The 11,472-nt window shown below is 60.3% G+C and carries 10 protein-coding genes; 1 reads left to right on the top strand and 9 read right to left on the bottom strand.

Annotated elements, in window-relative coordinates; genetic code table 11:
• Positions 1 to 42 precede the first annotated feature (42 nt).
• The 7 genes from EC915_RS10935 to EC915_RS10905 all read right to left on the bottom strand — a co-directional run bounded on the left by EC915_RS10935 (position 43) and on the right by EC915_RS10905 (position 8,144).
• Positions 43 to 1,659 carry an inorganic phosphate transporter gene (locus tag EC915_RS10935; protein ID WP_133750536.1) on the bottom strand — a complete coding sequence of 539 codons (1,617 nt, stop codon included), beginning with the start codon at positions 1,657 to 1,659 and terminating at the stop codon, positions 43 to 45.
• Between the two features lie 208 nt (positions 1,660 to 1,867).
• Positions 1,868 to 2,701 carry an aldo/keto reductase gene (locus EC915_RS10930; protein WP_133750535.1) on the bottom strand — a complete coding sequence of 278 codons (834 nt, stop codon included), beginning with the start codon at positions 2,699 to 2,701 and terminating at the stop codon, positions 1,868 to 1,870.
• Positions 2,702 to 3,003: 302 nt separating this feature from the next.
• Positions 3,004 to 4,479, bottom strand: coding sequence for an efflux transporter outer membrane subunit (locus tag EC915_RS10925; protein WP_133750534.1), 1,476 nt, complete (start codon positions 4,477 to 4,479; stop codon positions 3,004 to 3,006).
• The gene (locus EC915_RS10920; protein WP_133750533.1) at positions 4,476 to 5,393 is read right to left on the bottom strand and encodes an HlyD family secretion protein; all 918 of its coding nucleotides are present in this window, start codon (positions 5,391 to 5,393) and stop codon (positions 4,476 to 4,478) included. The genes EC915_RS10925 and EC915_RS10920 overlap by 4 nt, the downstream gene beginning before the upstream one ends.
• Positions 5,390 to 5,599 carry a DUF1656 domain-containing protein gene (locus EC915_RS10915; RefSeq protein ID WP_133750532.1) on the bottom strand — a complete coding sequence of 70 codons (210 nt, stop codon included), beginning with the start codon at positions 5,597 to 5,599 and terminating at the stop codon, positions 5,390 to 5,392. Before EC915_RS10915 ends, EC915_RS10920 begins: the two co-directional genes overlap by 4 nt.
• The gene (locus EC915_RS10910) at positions 5,596 to 7,686 is read right to left on the bottom strand and encodes an FUSC family protein (RefSeq protein ID WP_133750704.1); all 2,091 of its coding nucleotides are present in this window, start codon (positions 7,684 to 7,686) and stop codon (positions 5,596 to 5,598) included. Before EC915_RS10910 ends, EC915_RS10915 begins: the two co-directional genes overlap by 4 nt.
• A gap of 5 nt (positions 7,687 to 7,691) precedes the next feature.
• The gene (locus tag EC915_RS10905) at positions 7,692 to 8,144 is read right to left on the bottom strand and encodes a MarR family winged helix-turn-helix transcriptional regulator (protein ID WP_133750531.1); all 453 of its coding nucleotides are present in this window, start codon (positions 8,142 to 8,144) and stop codon (positions 7,692 to 7,694) included.
• Positions 8,145 to 8,655: 511 nt separating this feature from the next.
• On the opposite strand from EC915_RS10905, the gene EC915_RS10900 reads away from it, so the two are divergent.
• Positions 8,656 to 9,324, top strand: coding sequence for a polysaccharide lyase family 7 protein (locus EC915_RS10900; RefSeq protein WP_133750703.1), 669 nt, complete (start codon positions 8,656 to 8,658; stop codon positions 9,322 to 9,324).
• A 69-nt stretch (positions 9,325 to 9,393) separates the two neighbouring features.
• Here EC915_RS10900 and EC915_RS10895 read toward each other — a convergent pair whose 3' ends face one another.
• Together EC915_RS10895 and EC915_RS10890 are read right to left on the bottom strand one after the other, a co-directional pair.
• Positions 9,394 to 10,779, bottom strand: coding sequence for a heavy metal sensor histidine kinase (locus EC915_RS10895; protein WP_133750530.1), 1,386 nt, complete (start codon positions 10,777 to 10,779; stop codon positions 9,394 to 9,396).
• Positions 10,752 to 11,447 carry a heavy metal response regulator transcription factor gene (locus EC915_RS10890; protein ID WP_133750529.1) on the bottom strand — a complete coding sequence of 232 codons (696 nt, stop codon included), beginning with the start codon at positions 11,445 to 11,447 and terminating at the stop codon, positions 10,752 to 10,754. The genes EC915_RS10895 and EC915_RS10890 overlap by 28 nt, the downstream gene beginning before the upstream one ends.
• Positions 11,448 to 11,472 lie beyond the last annotated feature (25 nt).

Below are 11,472 nucleotides of genomic sequence, written 5' to 3'. Positions count from 1 at the left end.
CACCGAAGCGCCTGGGAAGGAGAGAAGGGGAAGCAGTGCTGCTCAGAAAATCCGGGAGAATAACCAATACAGGCCGCCCGATAGCAGGATCGCCGCTGGCAAGGTCAGCCCCCACGCCAGGGCCAGATTGCGCAAGGTGCGCATCTGCAGGCCGGAGCCGTTGGCAGTCATGCTGCCCGCCACGCCTGACGACAGCACATGGGTGGTCGATACCGGCAGGCCGTACATGTCCGCCGCGCCAATGGTCAGCATCGCCACCACCTCGGCCGAAGCGCCCTGGGCGTAGGTCAGGTGAGTTTTGCCGATCTTCTCGCCAACGGTCACCACAATGCGTTTCCAGCCGACCAGGGTGCCCAGGCCTAGGGCAATGGCGACGGCAATCTTCACCCACAGTGGAATGAAGCGCGTAGCGGTGTCGATCTGCTGGTTGAACAGTTGCAGCTTGCCTTGGGTATCGGCATCAAAGTGCCCGACCTTATGCTTATCCATCAGGCGAATGACCTCGGACGTCAGGTACATGTCGTTGCGCACGTTGGCGGTGGCTTCGGCAGGCACTTTGGCCAGCGAGCCATAGCTGGCCACCTGATCGCCGATCTTGCCGGCCATCACCGCCAGGGCCGGTATCAGTTCAGCAGTCGGCTGTTTATCGCGGATGTAATTGGACAGCGTCAAGCGCGAGTCCGCAGGGGCGGGCAAGGGCGCAGCCTCGGTCAATGCCTGTTGGGTGACCTGTGCAACTGCCGCGAACTGCAGCGATTGATCCGCTGGCATCGCGCGGTTCAGGGCATAGGCCATGGGCAGGGTGCCCACCAGAATCAGCATGATCAGCCCCATGCCTTTCTGACCATCGTTGGAGCCGTGCGCGAAGGACACGCCGGTGCAGGTCACGATCAACAGGCCACGAATCCAGATAGGTGGCGGGGTATTGCCTTCAGGTGCCTTGTACAGCACACGATTCTTCACGAACATGCGCAGGGCCAGGAGTAACAGCGCGGCGCAGGTGAAGCCCACCAAGGGTGACAGCAGCAGCGAATAACCGACCTTGGTGGCCTGTGTCCAGTCCACTCCGCTGGTGCCAGCGCGGCCATGCATCAAGGCATTGGCAACCCCCACACCGATGATCGAGCCGATCAGGGTGTGCGACGACGAAGCAGGCAGCCCCAGCCACCAGGTGCCCAGGTTCCACAGGATCGCGGCGATCAGCAGGGCGAAGATCATCGCGTAACCGGCGGCCGAGCCGACTTGCAGGATCAGTTCGACCGGCAACAGCGCAATGATGCCGAAGGCCACCGCTCCGCTGGAAAACAGCACGCCCAGAAAATTGAAGGCCCCAGACCAGACCACTGCGATATTCGGTGGCAGGGAATGGGTATAGATCACGGTGGCTACGGCGTTGGCGGTGTCATGGAAACCGTTAACGAATTCAAAACCCAGGGCGATCAATAACGCGACGCCGAGCAACAGGAACGGGGTCCAGGTCACCACAGCCGTACCCAGCTCGTCCATATCCTGTTTCAGACTGAAGATCGTATAAAGCAGGCCCAGCCCCAATACGATGAAGAAAATAACCATCGTTCTGAGACCGGGTTTGCGACCGAATTGGGCACTCAGTCCGGGGCGTTGCCGTGAGGAGTCGTGAGCCAGTGTCGGGGTCGCCATGATTCACAATCCTTTCGAAATGGGATGGTGAAGATGATCTTTGCAAAACGTGACAGAAATGCGACGCAGGTCAGCACTGCATTGGATTTGTTGCGGGAACAGATAGGCGGTATTCAAGGAATACCGCAGTGAGGGCGCCATTGGGAGTTGGCACCAACCGAAAGACCGTCGTGGCAGCGCGCTCTTGCAGCAGCTGTTCTAAGGTCTCTTACACCATCGCCAGACGCTTCTTGCGCGACGGCGCGGGCCATGAGGTATCGATCAACAGTTCGTCATCGATGCTCAGCTCGATCTTCGCGGCGTCAGCATTCAGCCGAAGGTGATGGGGATCGACCGCTTTGGGTATGGCGATCACACCGTCCTGACGCAGCACCCAGGCCAGGCTGATCTGTGCAGGGGTGGCGTCATGGCGCTCGGCGACTTCGAGGATGGCCGGGTTCATCAACAGATTGCCGGCCTGACCGATAGGGCAGTAGGCCATGAGCGGCATGTCGGCGGTTTGCATCCAGGGCATCAGGTCGTATTCGACGCCGCGTTCTTCAGGGTTATAGAGCACCTGATTGGTGGCACAGGCACTGTCAGAATCGATGCCCTTCAATTCGAGCATGTCCGCGACGTCGAAATTCGACACGCCCCAACGGCCTATCTTGCCCCCCTCACGCAGCCGCTCGAACGCCTCAATGGTTTCTTCCAGCGGATACGAGCCCGGCCAGTGCAGCAGATAAAGATCGATGTAATCGGTTTTCATCCGTTGCAGGCTTCGCTCACAGGCCGCCGGAATACCTTTGCGGCTGGCGTTGTGCGGATAGACCTTGCTCACCAGGGTCACCTGGTCACGCTTGCCGGCGATAGCCTGGCCTACCACCTCTTCCGAGCCGCCTTCGCCGTACATTTCGGCGGTGTCGATCAGGTTCAGGCCCAGCTCAATACCCAACTCCAGCGCAGTCACTTCGTCCTGACGCCGGTGACGGTCCTCCCCCATACGCCAGGTGCCTTGACCGATGACGGGAACGGTTTTGTCTGCCAGTTGGAGAGTGCGCATCGAATGCCTCCTGGTGATGGGTGTATAGAGAGGTCAGGCAATGCAGGCGGACAGGGGTTCCATTAATCGGCAGTGGTGAGCGTTGAGCCTCAAGTTTCAAGCGCAGTGAGGCTGGCGTAGGTCTGATGTGAGAGTGAGCTTGCTCTCGTCAATGATGACAGGCCCTGGATCTGACTAGCGCCCCAGAAGTGCTGTGGGCGTTAGTCTGCTCACGAATGCCATGTTTCACCCCGCTTGAGGGGCAGGGGCAGTACCGTCCTGTTCGTGATCAAGCTCCCACAGAAGTCTTTGCCCCTTTGCAATTACTGTTCGCTCGGCTGTCCTGCGGCAGCTTGAGACTGTGCAGCTGCCTGCGCCGCCCGCGCATTCTCCCAACCCCCACCCAGCGCCAGGAACAGATCGATCTGCCCCATTGCCACTTGAGTATTGGCCGCCGCCAGTTGCGCGGTCACGTCGGTGTAGGTACGGGTGGCCTGCAGGTCGGCGAGGAAGGATTCGCGGCCGGCCATGAAGAAACGGTGGGTCTGGTCAGCGGCCTGCCTGGCTGATGACTCGGTATCTACCAGTGCGTCACGGCGTTCCAGCAGGGCGGTGTACTGCGAGAGTCCGGTCTGCGCTTCGCGGATGGCGTTGAGCACCACGCCGTCGAAATGCGCCAGTGCTGCCTGATTCGAGGCTTCGGCCATGCGAATCCGGGCACGAGCACCGTTGGACGGGATGGTCCAGTTGATCACGCCGCCAAACCCCCAGCGGTTGGTCGAAGGCTCGCCGAGTTCCTTGAGGATACCCACGGTGCCGACGGTGGCGCCGATGCTGATGTCAGGGTACAACTCGCCGGTGGCCACCCCGATCCCGGCGCTGGACATGGCCAGACGACGTTCGGCCTGACGCACATCAGGCCTGCGCTTGAGCAATGCGGCGCCATCGCCCACCGGCATGACCTGAGCGATGTGTGGCAGCTCGGCGCAATCGGCCACGTCCTTGGGCAACTGCTCCAGTGGCCTGGCCAGCAGCATCGACAGGCGATACAGACCGGATTTTTGTGCGGCCTCGTAGCGCGGCAGGTCAGCACGCAGGGTTTTGTACTGCGTCTGTGAACGCGTGACCTGGGTTTCGTCGCCTCGACCGGCATCACGCAGGCGCTGGGTCAGGTTCAGGCTTTGTTGCTGCAGATTCAGCGAGTGCAGGGCGATATTGCGCTCTTCGTTAGCCGCGCAGATTTGCGTATAGGAACGCACGACATCGGCCACCAGCGTGATCCGCGCGGTGTCGGCTGCAGCCTGGGCCGCATCGGCGCTGGCTTCTGCCGCCTCGATCCCGCGCTGAAGTACGCCGAACAGGTCGAACTGATACGACGTGCTCAGGCTTGCATCACCGACATTGGCCACGGGTACTTTTTCCGGCAGCAGGTACGCCTGTCCGGCTTCCTGCAACCGTTGTGCGCCCGCTTTGGCATTGCCGCTGAAACCACCCGCTGCCTCGGCTTCGTCGGTCTGAAAGCGCGCCCGCTGCAGATTGGCGGCGGCCACGCGCAGATCGGCGCTGGAAGCCAGAGCCTGTTGCACCAGCGCATCCAGCCTGGGGTCGTTGTACAAGCGCCACCAATCGGCCGGTACCGGCGCCGAGACGACATTGGTCGATGACCCCGCCAACTCGCGCTGCAAATCGGGACGATTGACCTCAGCGTCCTTGGGCAGTTTGTAATCCGGCCCGACCACGGTGCAGGCCGAAAGGAGCAAGCCCAGACCTGCGGTCAGGATGCGCACGCCGGGTTTCATCGCGCGGCTCCCGTGTCAGTGGGGGTGGCGGGATGCTTGTCGGCAATGCCGTCATCGATGACCGACACGGTCGCGGTCCGCCCGGCAATCATGCGGAAGTCCATCGGCACTTCGTCGAAGGCGATACGCACCGGGATCCGTTGCGCCAGGCGCACCCAGCTGAACGCCGGGTTGACGTTGGGCAGCAGGTTAGAGCCGCTGCTGCGGTCACGGTCTTCGATACCGGCGACGATGCTCACCACATGGCCGCGCAGCCTTGCGTTATCGCCGATCACGCGGATGTCCACCGGTGAGCCGATGTGAATGCCGTCCAGCTTGGTTTCTTCGAAATAACCGTCGATGTGGTACGAGGCGCTGTCTACCACCGACAGCACCGGGTGTCCGGCACTGACGAACTCGTGCGTGCGCGGGGCACGGTCGTTGAGGTATCCATCGACAGGGCTGCGGATCACCGACCGATCAAGGTTCAGCTGAGCGGCGTCTACCGCCACTTGCGATTCGTTCAATGCAGAGAGCGCGCGGGCTTCTTTGGACTGGCTTTCTTCCAGCTGTTCGCGGGCGACCAGATCGCTCAGGCCACGGTTTCGCTTGTTTTCGCGTTGGGCCTGTTGCCAGGTTTCCTTGCGCTCGGCCACGGTGGCCTGCGCCTGGCGCAAGGCCAGACGGAAGCGGTCCTGGTCGATGGTGAACAGCACCTGCCCCTTGGTGATCGCCTGGTTGTCGCTGACCGAAACCTGTTCGATCAGGCCAGAGACGTCCGGGGCAATCTGGATCACGTCGGCACGGATATGACCGTCGCGGGTCCAGGGGGCGTACATGTAATACATCACCATGCGCCAGACGACAAAGGCGGCGAGGGTGATGACCAGCAATGTCAGGACCACGCGGCCCAGAGTCAGTAGAGGTTTCTTCATTTCATCAGGTATCGACTGAGTGTATCCACGACGCCGAGCAGCAAAGCGTATAGACCGACGTTGAACAAAGCCCGGTGCCAGACCAGGCGGTAGAAGTGGACACGCAACAACACGGCGTGAACCACCAGAAAGACCACATAGGTGATGCCCATCAGCACCAGAAAGGTCGGCAGGAAAATCCCGCCAATATCCAGATCACCGATCACAAGGGTGCTCCATCGATGCCATACGGCGGTTGCTCTTCTTGCTCGGCGAGAGCATCAACGATTTCCACACCCGGCAGAAGTGCCAGACGCAGGCCGCTCAGGGCATGCAACAGATGCAGACGCGATTCGTCATCGCCCATCCAGTCAAAGGTCAGCGAGCGGCGCGCGCGATCCATGGTCATCAACAGACCTTTGGGCGCAGGTAAACGCTCACGGGTTTTGAGGCAGGCGCGGAAATAATTGCCGACTTCGGTCGCGACCTGACGCAGCAACTGGCGCGGCACCTCATGCACCCGCGGCATGTACGCCAGCAGGTCGAGCATGTTCAGCGCCACGCGCACTTCGCGCAGGGCGATGTTGGTGTCCTGTGCGGTGATTGCCAGGCGCGGCAGGTGCTGCATCAGCCGGTCAAGCATGCGCACGCCCATATGCCGGTGTTCGGCCAGGGTGGCTTCCTCACTCAACGCAACGATGTCGCGCCAGCCGAACCGGGTCAGGCGTTTGGCTGCCACTTCTGTACCGAATGGCCGCACGATCAGGGTCCAGACGAAGGCGAACGCCAGACCCGTGGGGCCGGCGAGGTTGGCGTTCACGAAGTTGAGAAAGTCGGCGTCGTAAGCGCTCTGGATACTGATGAAGGACGAGGTGTTGACGATGGTCAGCAGGGTGCCCAGGTAGAAGCGCGGCTGCACGGTCAGGGTGCCGACACAGATGAACGGCACGGCGAATGCGAGCACCAGCATCGGGAAGTCATGCAGGTTCGGCAATACCACGAATAAATAAAGGCTGGCGAATACCACCGACAGCATGGTCCAGAAAAAGAAACGGTAGATCTGCGGCGCCGGATCGTCCATCGCGGCAAAGAAGCTGCATGATACCGCCGCCAGCGCTACGGCGCTGGCACCGTCCTGCCAGCCCAGCAAAATCCACAGGGCCGAGGCAACAATGATCGCGCTGACCGATGTGGCCACCGAATACAGCATCATGCCTTTGTCGAGAAACGGGGACAGACGCCCCAGACGCCAGTGGCGGTAAACCGCGCGCCAGGGGCGGTGGTCATCGGTCTGGATAGCGAACTGCAGACTGCGGCAGTCCTGCCACAGGTCGATCCATTCGCGCAGACGATACAGCGCGTTGGACAACAGCAGTTGGCGACGGTCATCCAGCTGCGCCGGTGTCGGCTGCAAGCGCTCCAGTTCGTTGTGCAGGGCTTGCCAGTATTCGATCGGCGCGCCTTGCGGGGCGTTTTCAACCCAATCGCGGCATTCGAGGATCAACGGCGCAAGATCGGCCACCAGTTCCGGGGTTCGGCGCTCCAATGCCCAGAGTGCATCGTCCAGCGCATCGATGACCGGCAGCAGATGAATCATGCGCCCGCGCAGTTCCTTGGCATTGCGCACGGTCTGGCGGTGAGTGCCCTCGTAAGGCAGCTGGCCGATCATCAGTTCCAGACTGTTGAAGGTGCCGACCATGGCCGTGCGCAGGGCGCCGACGGCTTCCGGCGAGGCCGCGCGGGCAAGAAACAGGTCGCTGTAGGTCGAGGCATCCTTGAACCATTTGCCCATGGAGTCGACCAGCACCGGTGCCAGGCGGCGCGGCCAGAACATTGCACCGACCACGGCGGCGCAGACGATGCCGAGGAGGATTTCTTCGGTCCGCGACACGGCGATGTCGAACACCGCCTGAGGATTGTCCACCACCGGGAAAGAAATCAGCGGCATGGTGTAGCCCGCCAGCATCAGCGCGTAACTGTTGGCCGTGCGCAGGTGCAATGACAGAAACAACAGGGTACCGGTCCACAGGGCAATCACCACCGCCAGCAGCAAGGGCGTCTGCACAAACATCGGCACCAGCACCACCGATGCCGCAGCGCCGAGGAAGGTCCCCGCCGCGCGGTACAGCGCCTTGGAACTAGTGGGTGCTACAAAAGGGCTGGAAACGATGTAAACGGTCGCCATCGCCCAGTAGGGGCGGGGCAGTTCGAAGATCAGCGCGAGATACAACGCAAGCATCGACGCGGCAAAAGTGCGCACGCCGTAGAACCAATCTCGAGAAGGCGGCACGCCTTGAAAGAAACCCTGGAACATGTCTTTCAAAATGACAGCTCCGGCCCCATCGGGCTGGCTTTGGCGAACGCCTTGAACACGCGCAGGGCGGCTTCGAGATCCGCGGCATTGAGGTCGCTGAACACATCGCGACGCAGGCGAATTAGTTCTTCTTCAATAGAATCTGCAAGCGTGCGACCTTCATCAGTCAGGCTCAGGGCCTTGGCTCTGCGGTCGGTAGGGTCTTCGGTGCGTTGCACCAGATTGGCCTTGCCCAGTTGATCGAGCAGGCGCACCAGTGACGGGCTTTCCAGCCCGCATGCTTGTGCAACGGTCACCTGGCGTACGCCTTCACCCAATCTGGCGATCATCAGCAACGGCCCTGCGCAGGCCTCGGACACCCCATAGTTCATCAACGTGGTCTGACACACGCGGCGCCATTGGCGAGAGGCTGCGACCACGCCGCCGGTGATGTGCATTTGTAGTGAATCTAGGGTCATGAAGGTGCCACTGGTAATCGACAAAGAATTTTGATTAGGCGGTGAATGATTAGTCGCCGTACTATTAGGATGCTAACTATTAATATCCTGTAACAATCTAATTTCGTCAAATGAAAATTACAAAAAGTACCTAAGGATCCTTTAGGACAAATTGCCCTTGATGGCGAGGAAGAAAGCGATATAACGACCGTCTGTCTGTAAATATTTTTAAGCTTGAACCTTTACTTCTATTTTCTCTCTTGCCTGTTCAAAAAAATGACGTCAAGTAAAAGGCGTGTGTCCCGCCATTTCCGGGTGTTGGCTATCGGCCTAAAGCTTGGCTGGGATAAAACAGGTAATGCCCAGATGATATCGCTGCTCGAATTTAATCGATTTCGACGGTTTCTTGACTGCGGAGCGGGCTAAAGAAAAACCGGTTCAGCCGATAGCAAAGGCGACAGGAACCACGGTGTACACGCCTGTTCCAGACACCCCCTTTGCTGGTGCGCAGCGCGCACCCAAGAGCGGCATGATGATCGACCTCGCGACCTGGAATCTTTCCGAACCTGTGGGTACCCCCGCAGTCACCATTAGTACGCCGACGCTGACCAGCGGTTATGAGGATGGCTACTTCCGTTCAGGAGACACATTGTTCTTCTGGGCGCCAGTGACCGGGTCAAAGACAGACAACGCCATTTATCCCCGCACGGAATTGCGGGAAACCTACGCCAATGGCACCGCGCACAACTGGATGTACAGCCAGGCGGACAATTATTTGCGCGCGGCGCTGAGCGTCGATCAGGTGCCCTCGTCCGGCAAGATCGTTATCGGTCAGATCCACTGTTACGGCAGCACCGAGCCGCTGTTCAAGCTCGAGTACCAGTACAAGGACAAGACCAAAACCGGCAACATCGTTGGCAAATTTCGCCTCACGCCAACATCCGAACCGCAGGTGATTCAGATCGCCACTGGCGTGCTGCTCAAGGAACGCTTCAGTTACGTCATCCACCTGACGCCTGCCGGTGACCTTTCCGTCGATGCTCACGACATGCAATGGAGCGCCAAACTCGACGCCAGCTGGAGCACCCGGCAGTTGTACTTCAAGGCTGGCGTCTATGTTCAGGACAACACCGGGTATACATCGGAGGGCGGAGCGGCGACCTTCTACAAGCTGCAGATCTCCCACGAAAAGCAGGCGTGAAAGCAGCGGCGAATTTTGGGCTGCACGTTATCAGTTAAAAAGGGCCGGACTTGGGGCTGGCTGCAGCGCTCAAAACACTAGGGCGAAACAGATACGCCCTGGTGCCGGTTGATCCACTGTCGCCTCGCCGCCGTGCAGTTGCATGATGGCTGTGACAATCGCCAGCCCCAGCCCGTTGGAGTCCGAGCTTTGATGGCGTGAGGCGTCGGCGCGGTAGAAACGGCCGAACAATTTGTCCAGGGCCGATTCGCTCAGGATTGGCCCCTGGTTTTCTACCTCGATGCGGCAATGTTCGGCGCGCCAGGCCACGCGTATGTCGATCCCGCTGCCTTCGTCCGCGTACCGAATCGCATTGGCGACCAGATTGCTCAGGGCCCGGCGCAGCAGCAGCGGGTCGGCTTTCAACTGTCCCTCTCCTGAGACATGCAGCGTCATCTGCCGCTCTTCGGCCAGGCCTTCGAAATAACCCGTCACGCGTTGCAGTTCTTCGGCTAGGTCCAGCGCCTGAATATTCAACGCCGCCTGGGCATCATCGGCCCGGGCAAGGAAGAGGATGCTTTCGACCATTCGCGAGATTCGCTCAAGCTCTTCAAGGTTCGACGCCAGCAGCGATTGGTACTCATCGGCGGTGCGCGGTTGTCTAAGCGCTACCTGACAATGGCCCATCAACGAACCTACCGGCGTGCGAATCTCATGGGCCAGATCGGCAGAAAACTGCGTCAGGCGCTGATAACCGTCGGCCAGCCGGTCGAGCATGCCGTTGTAGGCGTTGCTCAACTGCTGAAGTTCGACCGGTGTGTCGCGACTGTCCATGCGGCTGTCGAGCCGCGCCGGAGTGATGGCAGCGGCGTGCTCGGCCATGCGGCGCAATGGGCGCAGGCCCCTACGCAGCAGCAGATAACCCAGCCCGGCGGTGAGGGCGAACGCCAAGGCGATGGAAAACAGGATTCGATTGCGAAAGCTTGCCAGCGTGGCCATTTCCTTGACCGCCAGGTGGGCTGCGGTCAGGTGCACGAGTCTGCCGCCGGACAGCGCTTCTACCGTGGCAGCGCGCATCGGCACATCCGGGTTGACCCACCCACTGCGAAGATCGGCGGCACTCAACGGTTGATCGACCTTGACTATCGGCGTTTGCGGCAGCGCCGCGTGGCGCGGATTGACCATGATCACCGGGGCTTTGCCGGGTTCTGCGATGACGAAAATGTCGTCCTCGCTATCGAGCATGTTCTCGAACAGTTGAGGACTGCTTTGCAGCGTGTCGAGGGTCAGGTCGTATTGCAATAGTTTGCGAAAGTGATCAAGGCGCGCCAGCACGGCATGATCGCTGCGGGTCATGACCGCGGCCTTCATGCTTTCGTACAGGTACATGCCGGCGCTGGCAACGGCGAGCATGGCAACGACTGCGAACGCCAGGGTCGAGCGCAGCGTCAGAGAGGGTTGGCGTCGAGCTCGCATGGCCGTACCTCGCAGACATATCCGATGCCGCGCACGGTATGGATCAGTTTGACGGGGTAGGGCATATCGATTTTGCTGCGCAGGCGCTTGATCGCCACGTCGACCACGTTGGTGTCGCTGTCGAAATTCATGTCCCAGACTTCCGAAGCGATTTGCGCCCTGGACAGCACGTCGCCTTCACGGCGCAGCAATAAATGCAGCAGTGCGAACTCCTTGTTGGTCAGGGTGATGACCTGCTGTTGCCGGGTCACCCGACGTCGCAGCAGGTCCAGTTCGAGATCGGCCAAATGAAAGTGGTCGGCTTCGCGGACCACGCCGCGCCGCAGAATGGTACGGATGCGCAGCAGCAGTTCGGTGAAGGAAAACGGCTTGACCAGATAGTCGTCGGCGCCCAACTCCAGTCCGCGAATCCGGTCCTGCAATTGATCGCGTGCGGTGAGGAACAGCACTGGCACGTCCTGCTTTGCGCGCAGGATCCCGATGATTTGCCAGCCATCCACGCCCGGTAACATCACATCCAGCACCAGCAGGTCGTAGCGCTGCTCCAATGCCATGTGCAGCCCATCGGCGCCATGCCGGGCCCAGTCGACCTTGTAGCCGGACTCGCTGAGACCTTTCTTCAGGTATTCGCCAGTTTTGGTATCGTCTTCGATCAACAGGATGTGCATCGTGAATGAGGCTCGCTTGACGTCA

It is taken from the genome of Pseudomonas sp. LP_7_YM (assembly GCF_004364435.1).
Classification (GTDB): domain Bacteria; phylum Pseudomonadota; class Gammaproteobacteria; order Pseudomonadales; family Pseudomonadaceae; genus Aquipseudomonas.
Note: the sequence above shows the minus strand (reverse complement) of the source record. Positions and strands in the feature narration are given on the sequence as shown.

Excerpts from the sequence above, each read along its gene's own strand:
- EC915_RS10930 (WP_133750535.1), bottom strand. The coding sequence starts at position 2,701 with ATGCGCACTCTCCAACTGGCAGACAAAACCGTTCCCGTCATCGGTCAA.
- EC915_RS10900 (WP_133750703.1), top strand. The coding sequence starts at position 8,656 with ATGATCGACCTCGCGACCTGGAATCTTTCCGAACCTGTGGGTACCCCC.
- EC915_RS10925 (WP_133750534.1), bottom strand. The coding sequence starts at position 4,479 with ATGAAACCCGGCGTGCGCATCCTGACCGCAGGTCTGGGCTTGCTCCTT.
- EC915_RS10890 (WP_133750529.1), bottom strand. The coding sequence starts at position 11,447 with ATGCACATCCTGTTGATCGAAGACGATACCAAAACTGGCGAATACCTG.
- EC915_RS10935 (WP_133750536.1), bottom strand. The coding sequence starts at position 1,659 with ATGGCGACCCCGACACTGGCTCACGACTCCTCACGGCAACGCCCCGGA.
- EC915_RS10895 (WP_133750530.1), bottom strand. The coding sequence starts at position 10,779 with ATGCGAGCTCGACGCCAACCCTCTCTGACGCTGCGCTCGACCCTGGCG.
- EC915_RS10910 (WP_133750704.1), bottom strand. The coding sequence starts at position 7,686 with ATGTTCCAGGGTTTCTTTCAAGGCGTGCCGCCTTCTCGAGATTGGTTC.
- EC915_RS10920 (WP_133750533.1), bottom strand. The coding sequence starts at position 5,393 with ATGAAGAAACCTCTACTGACTCTGGGCCGCGTGGTCCTGACATTGCTG.
- EC915_RS10905 (WP_133750531.1), bottom strand. The coding sequence starts at position 8,144 with ATGACCCTAGATTCACTACAAATGCACATCACCGGCGGCGTGGTCGCA.